This is a genomic window from Aliidiomarina maris (assembly GCF_003987335.1).
GTDB classification, from domain to species: Bacteria; Pseudomonadota; Gammaproteobacteria; order Enterobacterales; family Alteromonadaceae; genus Aliidiomarina; species Aliidiomarina maris.
Genome location: NZ_PIPK01000005.1, coordinates 19,709 through 36,695, shown reverse-complemented (window position 1 = coordinate 36,695; position 16,987 = coordinate 19,709). Strand labels below are relative to the sequence as shown.

Annotated in this window: 14 protein-coding genes; 6 read left to right on the top strand and 8 right to left on the bottom strand. The window is 51.9% G+C overall.

Features of this window, described 5'->3' with window-relative positions:
- The 3 genes from CWE07_RS06770 to katG all read right to left on the bottom strand — a co-directional run bounded on the left by CWE07_RS06770 (position 1) and on the right by katG (position 5,521).
- Entirely contained in the window at positions 1 to 2,064 is a 2,064-nt protein-coding gene (locus CWE07_RS06770) for a S9 family peptidase (protein ID WP_111569270.1), read from the bottom strand.
- A 343-nt stretch (positions 2,065 to 2,407) separates the two neighbouring features.
- Positions 2,408 to 3,007: an NAD(P)H:quinone oxidoreductase gene (gene wrbA / locus CWE07_RS06765; protein WP_111569271.1), complete on the bottom strand. Its 600-nt coding sequence runs from the start codon at positions 3,005 to 3,007 to the stop codon at positions 2,408 to 2,410.
- A 273-nt stretch (positions 3,008 to 3,280) separates the two neighbouring features.
- A complete protein-coding gene (katG, locus tag CWE07_RS06760; RefSeq protein WP_111569272.1) occupies positions 3,281 to 5,521 on the bottom strand; it encodes a catalase/peroxidase HPI in 2,241 nt (746 codons plus the stop codon).
- Between the two features lie 298 nt (positions 5,522 to 5,819).
- Between katG and CWE07_RS06755 the strand changes: the two genes are divergently transcribed.
- Positions 5,820 to 6,617, top strand: a complete 798-nt coding sequence (locus tag CWE07_RS06755; protein WP_111569273.1) for an acyl-CoA thioesterase — start codon at positions 5,820 to 5,822, stop codon at positions 6,615 to 6,617.
- Between the two features lie 15 nt (positions 6,618 to 6,632).
- Here the strand turns inward: CWE07_RS06755 and CWE07_RS06750 are convergent, their stop codons facing one another.
- From CWE07_RS06750 to CWE07_RS06730, 5 genes are all read right to left on the bottom strand, one after another.
- A complete protein-coding gene (locus CWE07_RS06750; RefSeq protein ID WP_111569274.1) occupies positions 6,633 to 7,505 on the bottom strand; it encodes a pirin family protein in 873 nt (290 codons plus the stop codon).
- A gap of 25 nt (positions 7,506 to 7,530) precedes the next feature.
- Complete coding sequence (locus CWE07_RS06745; RefSeq protein ID WP_111569275.1) at positions 7,531 to 9,543, bottom strand: PhoX family protein; 2,013 nt, start codon at positions 9,541 to 9,543, stop codon at positions 7,531 to 7,533.
- A 66-nt stretch (positions 9,544 to 9,609) separates the two neighbouring features.
- Positions 9,610 to 10,926 (bottom strand): ATP-binding protein, encoded by a 1,317-nt coding sequence (locus CWE07_RS06740; RefSeq protein WP_111569276.1) that lies wholly within the window; start codon positions 10,924 to 10,926, stop codon positions 9,610 to 9,612.
- 31 nt (positions 10,927 to 10,957) lie between these two features.
- The gene (locus CWE07_RS06735; RefSeq protein ID WP_111569277.1) at positions 10,958 to 11,629 is read right to left on the bottom strand and encodes a response regulator; all 672 of its coding nucleotides are present in this window, start codon (positions 11,627 to 11,629) and stop codon (positions 10,958 to 10,960) included.
- A complete protein-coding gene (locus CWE07_RS06730) occupies positions 11,626 to 11,973 on the bottom strand; it encodes a PepSY domain-containing protein (protein WP_111569278.1) in 348 nt (115 codons plus the stop codon). Before CWE07_RS06730 ends, CWE07_RS06735 begins: the two co-directional genes overlap by 4 nt.
- A gap of 159 nt (positions 11,974 to 12,132) precedes the next feature.
- Between CWE07_RS06730 and CWE07_RS06725 the strand changes: the two genes are divergently transcribed.
- From CWE07_RS06725 to CWE07_RS06705, 5 genes are all read left to right on the top strand, one after another.
- The gene (locus tag CWE07_RS06725; protein ID WP_111569279.1) at positions 12,133 to 12,570 is read left to right on the top strand and encodes a PepSY domain-containing protein; all 438 of its coding nucleotides are present in this window, start codon (positions 12,133 to 12,135) and stop codon (positions 12,568 to 12,570) included.
- A gap of 143 nt (positions 12,571 to 12,713) precedes the next feature.
- The gene (locus CWE07_RS06720; RefSeq protein ID WP_111569280.1) at positions 12,714 to 13,355 is read left to right on the top strand and encodes a cupredoxin domain-containing protein; all 642 of its coding nucleotides are present in this window, start codon (positions 12,714 to 12,716) and stop codon (positions 13,353 to 13,355) included.
- Positions 13,345 to 15,678: a putative bifunctional diguanylate cyclase/phosphodiesterase gene (locus CWE07_RS06715; RefSeq protein WP_111569281.1), complete on the top strand. Its 2,334-nt coding sequence runs from the start codon at positions 13,345 to 13,347 to the stop codon at positions 15,676 to 15,678. The genes CWE07_RS06720 and CWE07_RS06715 overlap by 11 nt, the downstream gene beginning before the upstream one ends.
- Positions 15,675 to 16,523: a DUF3034 family protein gene (locus CWE07_RS06710; protein WP_111569282.1), complete on the top strand. Its 849-nt coding sequence runs from the start codon at positions 15,675 to 15,677 to the stop codon at positions 16,521 to 16,523. Before CWE07_RS06715 ends, CWE07_RS06710 begins: the two co-directional genes overlap by 4 nt.
- Before the next feature lie 12 nt (positions 16,524 to 16,535).
- Positions 16,536 to 16,961, top strand: a complete 426-nt coding sequence (locus CWE07_RS06705) for a group I truncated hemoglobin (protein WP_111569283.1) — start codon at positions 16,536 to 16,538, stop codon at positions 16,959 to 16,961.
- The last annotated feature ends 26 nt before the right edge of the window (positions 16,962 to 16,987 follow it).

Here is a 16,987-nt window from a genome sequence, read left to right as displayed (position 1 = left end):
TTAGCGCGGACCAGCACCTAGATAACGGTCAAGCCACTGCTGAAACTCACCAAACCAATGCACTGAGTTATTGGGGTTGAGAATCCAGTGGTTTTCGTTCGGGTAATACACCAAGCGTGCGTCCAAACCCATGCCTTTATACACGCCATACACTTCTAAGCCTTGGGTTACTGGCACACGGTAATCCAGCTCACCGTGCATAATCAACATCGGCGTAGAGAAGTTATGCGCATGCATCGCTGGGCTCCAACGTAACATATCGTCTAAGCCGTCCCATGGCGTGCCGCCATAAGCTGCACCGCGATGCGCAGTTGTATCCGAAGCGAACTGCCCCATCAGGTTATACACGCCCGCATGATTGATAAGTGCTTGATAGCGATCGGTGTGGCCAGCAATCCAGCTTACTAAGTAACCACCGTAGCTACCACCTGCCGCGGCTAAACGGTCAGGGTCCACATAATCACGCTCGAGCATAAACTCAACGGCACGCTCTGAGTCGATAAACGGCTTGGTTGGGTGCTCACCATGAATCGACACGGTGAAATCTTGCCCGAAGCTACTTGAGCCATGGAAGTTGGGCATAATCGTGATGTAACCAGGGGCAGCAAACACCTGCGAGTTCCAGCGAAAATGGAAGAAGTCACCAAAGTTGCCATGCGGTCCACCATGCAACAAATTAAGTAGCGGGTACTGCTTGGACTCGTCAAAACCTGGTGGGTACACCACGAACATTTGTACATCGGCACCGTCAGCACCGCTGAACGTGACGTTTTCTACCCGCCCCCAATCGATACTTTGCTGCAGTTGGGTATTTAAATTAGTGATTTGCTGCTTGTGACTTGAATCAGCTGACAAGCTGAAAATTTCCGGCATTTGTACCAAGCCGTGGTGCACAAAGAGCAAATCGCCATTCGCGGCTTGTTGCAGCCCACTGTTGGTGCCACTGCGATACAGCTCTATGACCTCGCCCCCATCTGCTGGCATGGCAAACAACGAGCGCATGGCACGGTCATCGGCCTCAAATAAAATTTGCTCACCGTCACGAGAAAATTGCCAATTACCCGGCGTCCGGTCGAAATCTTCGGTCAGTACTTGGGTATCGCCACTGGCAATGTCGTGACGCACTAGATTGATTTGGTCAGCATAAAAGTCGCTGCGTAAGCTGCGGCCATACAAAATACTTTGCCCGTCGGGGCTAAACACCGCGCCAATGTCGCGCCCTGGGTTGCCTTCGGTGATGTTGGTGTAATCACCACTGCCATCTGCTCGTAATAGTAAAATATCGGCATTCAGACTGTCATATGGTGCAGGCGTCGTATTTGCAGTTAACGCAATGTACTGGCCATCTGGCGAAATATCATAACTAACACCACCGCCAATATTAAAGAATCGGCTCCAACCTGGGGTCAGCTCATTAATTTCGCCACTCTCAACGGCTACTTTGAATAAGCGGGGGTAGCTGTCCTGAGTCAGAAATTGGTCGAAATGACGATATAAGCGGTTTTCCGTAGTAAAGGCTGTAACATGACTGTCGCGTTGCTCACGTTGTTGCTTGGCTAGTGCGTCCCAGTCGCCGTCAAAGTCGCTTGGTACCTGAGCCATAAACACTAAACTTTCACCGTCGGGCATCCACTGATGCGCAGAAACACCTACAGGTAAATCCGTCAGACGCTTGGCCTCACCACCGTCGGTGCGCAGCATGAATAGTTGATTGCTTGAACCGCCGCGACGTGCGGTAAACGCGATCTGCTCACCATTCGGGCTCCACTGCGGGTTGCCTTCAGCACCGTCATCAAAGGTTATTTGGGTGATCTCGTTGCTACCAACTTCGAGCATATGCAGGTGGCTTTTACGGCCATCGGTGTCGAGGTCAAACTGGGTAACGGAAAAAATAGCACGGTCGCCTTGTGGCGACATGACGGGCGCAGAAGGCCGTTTAACTGCCCAAATGTCTTCTGCTGTCAGCCCTTGGGTTTGTGCCTGTGACGAAGCCACTGCACACCCCATAAGCGACGTTGAAAGCAGGCCTAATAAGCCTGCATACATGGTCGTGGTGAGTTTCATAGTCGTTCCCCTTGGTACGTCCTGATATTACACATGATTACTTGAGCCAAACCCTACCACAGCACGTACTTATTAGCGGGGTTAAACACGACCTACATGCTGTTATGCGCGATGTAGCGCAGCGAAAGGCAAGGGTTATCTGAGTTGAAAAAAATGCGTTAACATGGCATTAACGTGTATGTAAGTGGCCAAACGAGAAACGTGACATGAGTGAAAAAAAGCAAGATCAGCGGGTGTACAAGCACGGTGTACTGACGGTGGTGGGTGTCGCGGTGGCGCTAGCGGTCATTTTCGCGATGGCAAAAATAACCGCCGGCCTGTATTGAGCAGCCTTGGTAAGGAACTACCCAAACACCTTACTAGCTAACTTAGCGACTTGGGCGCCTTGGAATTTGGCAATCGCTAACTCTTTTTCAGTTGGCTGACGCGAACCGTCAGGGCCTGCGATGGTTGAGGCACCATATGGCGTGCCGCCACCGACTTCAGAAATATCCGCGACACCTTCATGGCTGTACCCAACCGGTACAATCACCATGCCATGGTGGGCTAACGTAGTCCACGTCGACGTGATTGTCATCTCGTCGCCGCCACCCGTACCAGTTGAAGTAAAGACACTGGCAATCTTGCCCGCGAGCGCACCTTTCGCCCACAAGCCGCCCGTTTGGTCCAGAAAGGTACGCATTTGGCCAGACATGTTGCCAAAACGCGTCGGGGTACCGAATATAATCGCATCGTAATCGGCCAGCTCAGAAGCCTTCGCAACATCCGCCGCCTGCTCGGTCTTGCCGCCAGCATTTTCAAACGCATCTTTGGGCATGGTTTCAGGCACACGTTTCACTGTAACTTCAGCGCCTGCTACTGACTTTGCGCCCTCAGCCACCTGATAAGCCAAGGTTTCAATATGTCCGTACATGGAATGATACAACACTAAAACTTTTGCCATGGTAACCCCTTTGCTGACATTCAAGCCGGAAGCTAATACTCAATGGTTAGAAGTAGTTAGCGCAACTGAATGTGTAGTTTATAAAACAGTCATACACTGCTGTGTGTTACTTCAGTCTAGTTGCCAACCTGCCGTCGCGCCAGCCAACAACATGCACAATATCGAACATCCACATGCAAGGTTTATGAGTGTCAGGTGCTGCTTTGGGGCATAAAAAAACCCCCAGCGCGTACGCTGAGGGTTGAGTCTTTGAGCTTTGCCCGATGCGACAATTTAAATGTCGAAGCGGTCCAAATGCATCACCTTGCTCCATGCTTTAGCAAAATCACGTACAAAACGCTCTTTTGACGTGTTCGCAGCATATAACTCTGCAACTGCACGTAGCTCTGTGTTTGAACCGAAGATCAGGTCTACAGGCGTAGCTGTGTATACTTGCTCACCACTGCGACGGTCATAGGCAACATATAAGCCCTCATGCTCGTCAGAACGCTGCCAGCGGTACTTCATGTCTAATAAGTTGACAAAGAAGTCGTTGCTCAGCGTGCCCGGACGGTCGGTCAATACACCGTGTTGATTGCCATCGTAGTTGGCATCCAGCACGCGTAAACCAGCCACCAACACACTCATTTCAGGCACAGTTAAGGTCAGTAAGTTTGCACGGTCAACCAACATTTGCGGAGGTGCTAAGCGGCTGTCGGTCGAGTAGTAGTTACGGAAGCCATCCGCGTATGGGCGCAGCACGTTGAACGAGTCAACGTCAGTTTGCTCCTGTGACGCGTCTGTACGGCCAGCAACAAAGTCGACGTCAATGCTGTAACCAGCGTCACGCGCAGCTTTCTCAACTGCAGCAGTACCGCCTAGCACAATCACATCGGCCAATGACACACGCTTGTTACCGCGGCGTTGCGAACGGTTGAAATCGTTCTTAATACCTTCCAAGGTGTCTAATACACGGCGCAATTCTTCTGGGTTGTTGACGTCCCAGTTGATTTGCGGCTCTAGCGCAATACGCGCACCATTTGCACCACCACGCATGTCGCTACCACGGAATGTCGAAGCCGACGCCCACGCAGTGCGCACTAACTCAGGTACAGTTAAGCCTGAATCTAAAATAGTGGCCTTCAGGTTGCGAATATCACGGGCATTGATTAAGTCGTGATCAACCGCAGGTACTGGGTCCTGCCAAATCAAGGCTTCTTCTGGCACCATGTCACCTAGGTAACGTGCACGAGGCCCCATATCACGGTGGGTCAGTTTGAACCACGCACGTGCGAACGCATCTTCAAACTCTTCTGGGTTCTCCAGGAAGCGTAATGAAATTTCGCGATAGATTGGGTCTTCACGTAACGATAAATCGGTGGTGAACATGATAGGTGCGTGACGCACATCAGGTAAGTGAGCATCTGGCACCAATGACGATGCTTGACCGTCCACTGGAATCCACTGAATACCACCAGCCGGGCTGCGTGTTTGCTCCCATTCAAAACCGAACAGGTTTTGCAGGTACATCATCGTCCACTGTGTAGGTGCGGCTGTCCAAGCACCTTCTAAACCAGAGGTGATGGTGTCTTCGGCATTACCTTTGCCACAGGTATTCACCCAACCTAAACCTTGCTCTTCCACACCAGCAGCTGCAGGCTCTGCTTCCAGGCAGTCGTTCGGGTCGTGCGCACCATGGGCTTTACCGAAGGTGTGACCACCAGCAATCAAAGCCACGGTTTCTTCGTCATCCATTGCCATGCGGCCGAATGTCACGCGAATATCGTGGGCTGCTGCAATTGGGTCTGGGTTACCGTTTGGACCTTCCGGGTTGACATAGATAAGTCCCATTTCCACGGCGGCCAGAGGGTTGTCGAGGGTACGGTTTTCGCCGTGGCGCTCGTCACCCAAGAATTCATTTTCTGGACCCCAGTACATAATGTCTGGTTCCCAGTCGTCTTCACGGCCACCGGCAAAACCGAAGGTTTTGAAGCCCATTGACTCCAGCGCTACGTTGCCTGTGAGCACCATTAAGTCAGCCCATGACAGGTTCTCACCGTACTTTTGCTTAATTGGCCATAGCAGACGACGAGCGCGGTCTAGGTTGACGTTGTCTGGCCAGCTATTCAATGGTTCGAAGCGTTGTTGGCCACCGCCAGCACCACCACGGCCATCACCTTCACGGTAAGTACCCGCGCTGTGCCATGCCATACGAATAAAGAACGGACCGTAATGACCCCAGTCAGCTGGCCACCAGTCCTGTGAATCGGTCATTAACGCTTCGATGTCAGCCTTAACCGCAGCTAAATCCAATTGTTTGAACGCTTCAGCATAATTGAAGTCTTCACCCAAAGGGTTTGAGCGTGGGTCATGTTGACGCAAAGGCGATAGGTTTAATTGTTCCGGCCACCAAAAGCTGTTTGCACGACCATGGGGCTCGTCAATTACGGTTTGAGCTGACACTGAGCCAGTCACTAAGAGCGTGGCGAGTGCAACTGACAATGCAGTTGGTACGCCGATTTTTGTTTTTAACATGTTGCTGTCCTCAAGGTTCAGTTAGGTATGAACTGCCGCCAAACTATAGCGCTGTCTGCTGAAGATTAACCTCAGGATTTTCAGATTAGGTTTATCGGATATTCTGAATCGACAGCGCTACCCCCTGTGGCTCATACAGGTTGCGAGTGTAAGTAGGACGTAAACTGCTACGCATGTCTATATTAGTTGATGCTTATAAAATAGCCATAGCATGTATAAGCTGGTAAAAAATTTATCTGCTGGTATGTTAGTGGTCTGATGTGTTTCACCTTATTCATATAACCACGAGACAAGCCGTATGCAGTTTTCCCAAACCTTATCCAGCATCGCTATCGATCAAGCCGAACAAACCTTAGAATTACCATCGGGATGGGCGCAAGGGCGCGCGTTTTTCGGGGGCTTTGGTGCCGCTGTCGCCTATCAACATGGCGCCAATGGGGTCGCGAGCTCGCAGCACTTACGTGCAATGACAGTGTCTTTTGTTGCACCCTTGGCGCCGGGCCCGACAACCTTAGTGCGTCGAATTCTGCGCGAAGGCAAAAATGTTACGCAGGTCAGTGTCGAATTAATTCAAGACCAGCAAGTAGGTTTAAGTGCGTTACTGACCTTTGGTCAATCGCGCCCATCAGCAGTTGTCGTCACCGAGACCCCAAGTTCACATGTACCACCGCGGGAAGCCGGCCAAGGTATGCCAGAATCTAGTGTGGTGCCAGAGTTCGCTCGGCATTATGAGTACTGCCTGAACCTTGGCGCGATGCCATTTAGCAACCAGCCAAAACGTGAATTTGGCGGCTGGATGCGGTATCGCGACGAGCCGCAGCCGATAACCATCGGGCTGATGTTAGGCTTAGTCGATGCCTGGCCACCAGCGGTACTTCCGCATTTATCACAACCAGCGCCAGCCAGCTCACTGACCTGGACAATTGAATTTCCTGAGCCTTTGGCCGAGAGCAGCAAACTGGCCACGGACTGGTGGCAGTACGCCGCATACATTGACTACGCCGCCGATGGCTACGGCCATACGCAAGCTCAGATATGGGACGCTGATGGCAAGCTGGTTGCGATAAGCCGCCAGACCATTACGGTATTTGGTTAGCTAAACTTCGCGTTGCTATTCAGGTAAAGGCACAGGTTCACCGGGATCGCCCGGCACACTTGGGAAATGTCCTGCTTGCCAGTCATCGCGCGCTTGGCTAATCATATCGCGCTGGCTGGCAACAAAGTTCCAATGAATATGACGTTGACCTAAATTATCGCCGCCAACAATGGCCAGCAAACACCCAGCCAGACTCGTTACGGTAACCGCGCTTTGGTCGAGATCACGCAGCACCGCCATTTGGTGGGCATGATAACGCTCGGTTTGACTGTCACGGGTGATTTCAAGCTCACCTTCAACCACGTACACGCCCAGTTCTTGTGCATCGGGCAACGTCAGTGTTTGGCCTGCTTGCAGCTGGGCCTCTAAATACAGGGTCGGTGAAAATGTCGGCACAGCAGAGCGCTGCTGATAAGCTTCACCAATCAGCACGCGCACAGCTACCCCGTTGACCTCAACATTTGGGATCTGCTCAGCAGCAATATGGTGAAACGCGGGTTCGCATTGTTCTGACGCTTCAGGCAGTGCTAACCACAGTTGCAAGCCATGCAAGTCACGCGCTGCTTGCTTAGCCTCAGCGGTCTCGCGCTCCGAGTGAGTCACCCCTCGCCCCGCGACCATCAAGTTAATCGCGCCTGGGCGAACGGCTTGTTCAGTGCCAAGGGAATCGCGGTGTAAAATCTCACCGGCAAATAAGTAAGTGACGGTGGCAAGGCCAATATGCGGATGGGGCGGCACATTCAAGCCCTCACCCGCAGCAAATGTAACGGGCCCCATATGGTCGAAAAACACCCAGGGACCTATCATTTTGCAACCAACCACCGGAAATACACGCCGCACAGTAACGGTCCCTAAGTCGGCTTGCTTGGCGGTTAATCGATGCTGCATGGGCGTTACTCCGGTTGTGTTCGTGTTAAGCGCCAACCACCCCGCCGTCGTCGCGCGTAATCACGACAGTTGCAGAGCGTGGGCGGGCACCATTGCCATCTGGCCAGTGACTACTAAAGCCTGCGCTTGCAGTACCTTCACCAGGGTGTTGAATGTTGACAAACATAGTACGTCCGTCGGGCGTTGTCACCACACCCGTGACTTCGCAGTCAACAGGACCGGTCAAGAAGCGGCGTACTTCGCCGGTCTCAGGGTCCGCTGCCAACATCGCATTATGGCCAAAGCTGCCTTCGCGTAATATTGCGCCGCTCATGTCGGTTTGAATCCATAACACGCCACGGTTATCGAACCATAAGCCATCCGGGCAGGCGAAATGATTGTCGCTGGTAAGTGTCACGCCTTCGCCACCTGTACCTGGCGTATGCGTGCCCGCGTCGCCACCGAGCAAGAATAGGTCCCAATCAAACACCGCCGCAGCGTGGTCGCCGCGTTCATGCCAGCGCACAATATGGCCATGGGCGTTTTCTGCTCTTGGGTTGACAGCGTCCACCTGCGACGCATCGCGGCGAGTATTATTGGTTAACGTGAAATACACGTCGCCCGTATGAGGGTGAACCGCGCCCCATTCGGGACGATCCATTTTAGTCGCACCCATCACATCTGCGGCTAAACGAGTATTTAACAGCACATCAGCTTGTGAGCTGAATTCGACGCCTGCTTGTTCGGCCCGGGCAATAAACTCAGGGTCATTAATATCCAATGCCAGCCAATCGCCGCTGCCGTCCTCGTTAAAGCGCGCAACGTACAAGGTGCCCTCGTCAAGCAATTCGCCTGACGCTGTGGCCTGATGATAAGGGTGCTTGGAGACAAATTTATAAATGTACTCAAACCGCGAATCGTCCCCCGAGTATGCCACCACGGGCTGTCCCTCGACCGGTGGTGCAAATACCACACCTTCATGGGCAAAGCGGCCTAGCGAACTGCGTTTAATCGGCGTGCTTCCAGGCGTAAATGGGTCAATTTCGACTATCCAGCCAAAATGGTTGGGCTCGTTACGGTAATCTTGGCTGGCGTCGCCACCACGCACAGCAGCATTGAAGCGGTCAGTGTCGTCACTGGCAGGCTCGGCACTTTCCCAGTGGTAATTACTGTGGTTTGTACGCACCCCATAGCGGCGATGTTCGCGTGGCTGCTCACTGTCGGTATTGGCAAAATTGCCTGCCCAGTTTTCTTCACAGGTTAAATACGTGCCCCACGGGGTAAAGCCATGGGCGCAATTGTTCATGGTGCCGCGCGTCATGGTGCCATCCGGGCTGTAACGGGTTACCAGCTTGTCATCACCCGCCACTGGCCCGCTCATACGCATCGGCGTGGCTGCAGTTATCCGGCGGTTGTAAGGACTATTTGGCACTAACGCCCACTGGCCGTCAGGTTGACGCAAAATGTGCGCAACTGAGACACCGTGGGCCATCAACTCTTTGAACACCTCTTGCTGCGGGCGCGGCAGTTCGCTGGCACGCTGCGCATGCAAAATATCGGGGTCGACGTATTCATGATTCATCACCAACAAACCTTCGTCCGAACTCTGCCCACCCGATTGCACATCAATGGGAAAAAAGTGCATGCCGTCATGGTGCGAGCCTACCTGACGCGACTGTTCGAGAGCGCTGTTACTAGCATCGGGCTTGAACGCAGCGGCGCCAGCAACTAAGGGAGTGCCCCAAGGCAAAAAGGCTTGGGCACGGTAGCCCGATGGTACTTTTACGGTGTCTTCGCGATTTGCAGCAATAGCATCAAAACCTAAACCAGATACGGCTGGAGCAGCCGCCTGCGGTGACGAAGGTCGTGAGCATGCCGCCAGCAACGGTGTAGTCAAAAATGCACCGACTGCGGTGGCAACACTGCCTTTAAGAAACTTGCGTCGACTCATGCGACGATTGACGATGGTATAGAAATCTACACCGTCACTTTGATTAGTAATCGGGTCAACCCCCGAAATATCGAATTGGATGAGCTTATTGTTAGAGGGCTGACGCATAGTGGGTTCCTAATCGCTAAAGGCAGGCTGCAAGGCTAACCAAGTAAAATGACAAAATTGTGACGCTTAGGCAATTGCAGTCGGAAACTGAATGTGAACCTCTAAGCCACCCAGCGGCGAAAGACCCAGCTGAATACTGCCAGCGTATGCATCCACCAACTCGGCAACAATGGCTAAACCAATGCCGCTACCTGGGGTTTGCTCGTCTAAGCGCACACCGCGCTGAAATATATTTTCACCCTCAGCAAGGTCAATTCCGGGTCCATCGTCACTGACTAAAATACCTAACTGCGTATCAAAGTTGAGCTCAATCTGGCTATGTGCATGCTTGCTCGCATTCTCAAGCAAATTACCAATAATTTCCTGTAGATCTTCAGCGGCTATCAACCACATGCAGGTGTCACCGCGCACGTTGAACGCTAGACCTCGGTTCTGGCATACACGGCTAAACATCGTTAGCACCGGCGTCAGCGCTTGGCGCGCATCAATTGCTTGGGTGAGTTGATGGGCGCCAGCCGCATTCGCACGCGCAAGCTGGTACTGAATGACTTGCTCCATACGCGTAATTTCTTGCCCCAGCATGCGCCCGTGCTCTGGTTGCAACTGACCCACATAGGTTTTAAGAACCGCTAACGGAGTTTTCAAACTGTGGGCTAAATTGGCTGCGGTTTCACGGCCGCGCGCGAGTAAACGTTCGTCCCGTGCTAGTACATCATTTAATGCATCCACCACGCCTTGCAGCTCGACCGGAAAGCGGCCCTGCAACCGGGTTTGCTGGCCGCGGCGAAAACGCGCCAAACTAAATTGCATACGCCGCAGTGGCGCCAATGACCAACGCAGCTGGAGCACTAAGAAAACCCCCAACAAGGCACCAATGGCAACTATCCCTGGCCATAATACACTTTGAAACGCACGCACCTCGGCGACAATTTCGCGCGTATCGCCACCTACCATGACGTGAATCACATCTGGGTAGCCAGTCAGTAATACGTCACGCTCGGCAACGCGTAAACGCTGATCTTGCGGCCCAATACCGTCGCGCAAAATTAAATTGCCCACGGTGCCATCGGGGTTGGGGGTTAAACGTTGGTCCCATAACGAACGTGACGCTGCAATCGGCTCGTTGTCAGTGGCGAGTTGCCAATACCAGCCGGAATACACCTCATTAAAACGTCTGTCTCCCAATGATTCAACCATACTTAAACCACCCTCCGGAGTCACGTGGAGCTCCGCTATCACCACATTCAGCAATGCCTGCAGGCGGGCGTCAAAGCTCTCGGTCACCGCTTTGGTGAAGGCAAGGTTGAGTAACCAGGCAAAGCTTGGCAGCACGAAGAGGATAAGAAACCCGCTGGTAATCACCGTACGGCGCTTAATGCTCATGGGTTACTGCTCATGGGTTACTGCTCATGGGTTAATCACTTGGGCGGGGCGCAACAAGTCGATACCCCTGACCGCGCTCAGTGACAATATAGTCGCCGCCCAACTTTTTACGTAGGCGTCCGATTTGCACGTCAATTACATTCGAATCCGGCTCTTTGTCGCGTTCATAGACGTGCTCAGCAAGTTCGGTGCGGCTAACAATGGCAGGTGCAGCATGCATAAGGTAACTCAGCAAACGTAGTTCCTGGGCTGTCAGTTTAAGCGCCAAGCCGTGCAGTAAAACTTGATTGAGGTGAGTATTGAGCTGCAACTCGCCAATTTGTAACTGCGGATGCGCATGCCCTTTGGCGCGACGAATCATAGCTTTTAGACGAAATAACAGCTCAGCTGGCTCAAAGGGTTTGGTTAAATAGTCGTCTGCCCCAGCATTAAAGCCTGCAGCTTTGTCGCTCCAGCTACTGCGGGCAGTCAGAATTAAGGTGACCAATTCGATGCCAGCATCACGCCATTGCTGTAAATAGTTCGCCCCTGAACCATCGGGCAAACCAAGGTCAAGCACTAAGGCGTCATAGCGCTCAGTTTGAATTAAGAAGTCTGCATCCGCACCTGTGTTGGCCACGTCGACGCGAAAGCCGTCGGCTTGCAGTAGTTCGCATAGTCGCTCCGCTAAGGTGCGGTCGTCCTCAACCACTAGCACTTTCATCGCAGCACCCTTTCCTGAATACGCATCTGCTGTAACCGCTTGCCTTTAACTGATATGAGCTCACCGGTGGCAGCATCAAACTCAAATTCAGCCTTTTGCCCCTGAGGCCCAATCATCTCAATTTCGTAAATATAAATTCCGTCGTCATATTCAAGATCAATATCAATAATTTCGCCACGGTAACTTTCCCGTAAGCGCTGCAGAATATCCTCAAGAGGTTTAATCTCCCCGCGCTGCACCAACTGGTAAGGGTTCGCCCCTGAAGCGAGTGCCACAGGCGAGGAAGGGATTAAATAGAGCGCGCATACGGCACTCAAAATGATGCTATAGATACGTGTTTTCATGGGGGTAGTATCCCACGGGAAAGATGAACCAAAGATGACAATCGTGTTCACGACCGTGACAGCTGCACTTGGTTATAGTGACTCTGCAATTTCGAGATATCGCATCCTTTGATGCCAATCATTTGATGCAAATAACTGTCACAAGATAAGGAGTCAATTATGACTATCAAACAATCTATGATCAACATCGCATTAGCCACTGGTGTATTTGGCGCGGCTGTCGCCTTCTCTGCACAGGCAAACATTACTGAAGCGTCATTACAAGGGCCACAAAACTTTGGCTTCACCCATATTGAAAAAATTGAGTATGAAGGTCGTGGCCGCATTGAAGTGGACGGCTGGGGTGAAGACGGCTGGTATTTAGAGGTCGAGTTCGATGGCAACGATGTGCTGGAAGAAAAGCGTCAACGCACGGTTGTGCAACCTTGGGGCTTAACCTTTGAGCAAGTCAATCAAATACTTGCCTTGGCTCAAGAAGAAGGCTTTGCCCGAGTTGATGAAATTGAAATCGAGCAAGATGGTCGCATCGAAGTCGAGGGTCGCGATGCGAATGACCGTAAAGTCGAAATTAACATCCGAGTTCAGAGCCTGAACTAAGATATAACGTCTCGACACAGCAGCAACCACAGCAAAGCTGGGCATCTAGGTGCCCAGCTTTTTTTATCGCTGGGCGTGCCCATTCAGCTTGCATTTTCGTATAGTAAAAGCAAATATATGCTTATTCTAATTTTGGAGAAACGATGATGCTCAGCGCATGGATAAGCACCATTCTAGCAGTTGCTGCACCCGCATCTGTGAGCGTCACCGATGCCTCGGGCGCACCTTTGGCCGATGCTGTGCTGGTTCGCTTTGAGCAAAACTTTACCCCGCCAGCTGCACCTCAGCAGTTTCAAATGCAGCAAAAGAATCACCAATTTTCGCCCCTGTTACTGGTCATACAGCAGGGCGACAAAATCGACTTCCCTAACAATGACGCTGTGCGCCATCATGTCTATTCGTTTTCAAGTCCACGCCCATTTGAATTCCAGTTGTATTCAACGGGTGAGAGCCGCACCATGGACTTTCCTGAGCAAGGCCTCGTGGTTGTCGGCTGCAATATTCATGACCAAATGGTCGGCTATATTCTTATCGGTGCCGACACCTATGCAGTGTCCGACGCGAATGGCGCGCTCAGCCTGCCAGCGAATTACACTGCAGACGGCAGTTGGCACGTGTGGCACCGCTGGATGCTGGAGCAAGGCATGCAACCACAACCTGTTACTTACACGCACGAAGCGCTTCAAACGGGTAGCTTCCAAGTGAACGTCAGGCAACCAGCGCCGACCACAGATTCCGAACTTGATTCCCGGTTTCGCCGGAGAACCCTAAACCGTGGCAATTAGCTTTCGCGCCAAACTACTCCTATCGTTAAGTGGTTTAGTCGCGCTCTCTCTGGGCGTGCTCATCGTGGCGATTTTTTTAGCCACCCAAGCCAGTGTGAGCCAAAATGTTGAGCGCCAACTTGAGGTCAGTGAGCGCGTCTTATTTCAGTTACTCGAACAACGGGAAAGTCAGCTAACGCAAGCCGCTGCGGTGCTTGCTGACGACTTTGGCTTTCGCCAAGCCGTGGCAAGCGGCGATGAAAACACCATTTTAAGTGCGCTGATTAACCATGGTCAGCGGATTGACGCTGAACTTATTACCTTAATTTCACCCGACAGCGAAGTACTGGTCAGTACCCATGATATTGACGACCCGGATGCTTTCCTGAGAGCAACCCAAAGTTCAGATGCTGGGTTTGGTTTTACCGTATTAGAAAGTGATTTATACCAATTGGTTGGGGTTCCCGTACGTGCGCCACATCTATTGGGGCATGTGGTGTTAGGTTTCATGATCAATGACGACTTAGCCTACGAATTACGCCAAATTACTAGTAACCACTTAAGCTTTATCCGGATTAATCCAACAAGTGCCAGCCTGCTAGCTTCCAGCTCACAGTTACTCAGTACCAGCGAGCTGGACTGGAGCTTACCGCAAGCAGAAGTCGACAGCTGGCTAAGCAATCAAGATCTTGCCGGCGACTGGTTTGTGCTGAGCGAAAATGCGTCGCAACAGGAATTGATCAAAGTGCTGATTAGTGCCTCGGTAGAAGACGCATCCAGACCCTTTGTGCCATTGCGCCAACAGTTATTGCTAGTCGCGTTAGTGACCTTGTTGGCCAGTATTCTGCTCGCCTTAGTCACTGGGCGTCAGATAGCCAATCCAGTTCGAATGATGGCAACTGCAGCCAATTACATCGCCAAAGGCCGCTATGATGCGACGATTCAATATAAGGCCAAAGACGAACTAGGTATGCTGGCTGACAGCTTCACCGCTATGCAGCATTCCATTGCCGAGCGTGAAACGCGTATCTACTTCCAATCAACACATGACTTGCTGACAGAGTTACCGAACCAGCGTTTTTTACATGACAAAGTCAATGCGCTGATTGAGCAGGACACTGAATTCTCCTTGATGGTGGTGAATTTTGACAATATTCGTCAGCTGAACGATATGTTCGGACAGTCGGTTAGCGACGAGGTACTGCGCGAGTTCGCGAATCGATTACGCCAGCAATTAAGCCCTAGCCAGTGGGCTGCTCGCTTGGCTGGCAACGAGTTTGTGGTTCTGGATATGCAAACAGGCACGCCGTCGGCCAGCAACTTCGCGACCTTACTTGAGCACGCGAGCAGTGCGCTAACGATTCAGCACGTCCAATATACGGTTAAATTGTCTGCCGGGGTTGCATTGCATCCGCATACTGCCAAGCGCCTTGATGAATTATTGCGCCAGGCGCAATTTGCACGCATGCAAGCCAAAGCCAACCAAGCTCAGTATGCAACCTTCCAAATAGGTGACGACAAACCGTATCAACGTAAGCTTCAGATCGCCGCCGCACTGCCCAATGCGATTGAGCAAGGGCAATTCTTTTTGGTCTATCAACCCCAGATAGCGCTGAGTACTGAGTCGGTGTACGGCGTTGAAGCGCTGATTCGGTGGATTCATCCCGAATTAGGCTTTATTAGCCCGATGGAGTTTATCCCACTAGCTGAACAATCTGGTGAAATCTTTAAGCTTACGCATTGGGTGGTTGATGAAGCCATTCGACAAGCCGCAGAGTGGCATCAACAAGGCCTGACGCTGCGTATGTCCGTCAACCTGTCTGCTGCCGATTTGTCTGATGAGGCGCTCGACAGCCGAATTCTGCACGCGATGTCCGCAGCACAGTTAAAACCCCAATTACTATTGGTTGAGGTCACTGAAAGTGCGGTGATGCAGGACCCTAAAACGGCCATTCAAACTTTACAGCGCTTGCGCAAAGCTGGGGTCGGAGTTGCCGTAGACGACTATGGCACCGGCTATTCGTCGCTAGAACAATTACGCCAATTGCCAGCAGACGAGCTGAAAATTGATCGCACATTTATTAAAGACTTACCCACCAGCACCGATGATCAAATTATTGTCGCCTCTACCATCAAGCTTGCCCATCGTTTGGGCTTAAGTGTGGTGGCTGAGGGCGTCGAAGACTATGCTGGGTTAGTAGAGCTGATTGAGCGCAAATGCGATATTATTCAGGGCTATTATTTTAGCAAACCACTAGCAGCAGCTGATTTAACCGCGTGGGTCGAACGTACCGATATTGGCGCGATGTTGCATAACAAGCCTCATTCAGGAGACACCCAGTGAATCTACGATACTCAACTTTAGCCATCGCGTCAGCGCTGTGCCTTGGGCTCAGCACGCAGGCCCATGCCGCCGGTGGTGGCTTATTAGCAACGGGTGGCGTCACCACGGTGGAAGGCAGCGCTGGTGGCGGTATTGTGCCTTGGGCCGTTATGTCCGGCTATGCGGAAGAAGGCGAATGGGGCGGCACTGTAAGTTTAAGCCGCGCATCCGTCGATGACTTTAACTTAAGCGTAACCGCAGCAAGCTTTAGTTTTGACAACCGCTTCGAGTTTTCCGTAGCGCGCCAAAGCTTTGATTTAAGCACCATTGGCGGTGAACTCAACCAAAACGTTATTGGCGCTAAGTATCGCCTGGCTGGTGATTTAATTTTCGACCGCTTACCGCAAATTAGTCTGGGTGTGCAGTACAAGCAAAACAACCGTTTCGGCTTGCCAGAGGCCGTAGGCGCACAGCGCGATTCTGATTGGGACGCATATATTGCCGTCAGTCGCGCTTGGCTGGCCGGCCCATTTGACCGCACTTGGTTAGCCAACGCGACCGTGCGTGCAACCCGTGCCAACCAAACCGGTTTGTTAGGCTTTGGCGGTGACGAGTCAGATAGCTACGAATTGGTCGCAGAAGCTGCGGTCGGGGTATTTTTACACCGTTCACTGGCGGTTGGTTTAGAGTATCGCCAAAAGCCTGACAACTTAAGTTTTGCCAAAGAAGACGATTGGATGACCGCATTTATCGCCTGGTTCCCGACCAAGTCGGTGTCAGTGACTGGCGCCTTCGTCGATTTGGGTGACATCGCAGGCTTAACCAGTCAGCAGGGTTATTATTTAAGCTTACAAGCTGCATTTTAAGGAGCAAACACCATGAACATCAAAGCTTTATTCAGTGCAGCGAGCGTGTTTTTCCTGCTCAGTTTTAGCGCCAGCACATCGGCGCAAAGCTTATACCAAGACTTGGGCGAGCTGGAGGGCATTGACCAACTCAACGAGCGCTTTGTGATTAATTTGGTAGAAGACCGTCGCATTAGCCATCACTTTGAACAAACCGATCTTGCGCGCTTGCACCAAATGCTCACAGAGCAGTTTTGTGAACTGGCGGGCGGCCCTTGTGTATATAGCGGTGATGACATGGTCACCTCGCACACAGGGCTCAACATTACCCGCTCGGATTTCAATGCGTTGGTGGAAGCGCTACAACTGGCGATGGACGATCAAGGTATCGCGATTGGCGCACAGAACCGTCTATTAGCATTGCTAGCCCCTATGCATCACGAAGTTGTGAACCGCTAATACCTCACGCTAAGTCACCAATAAAC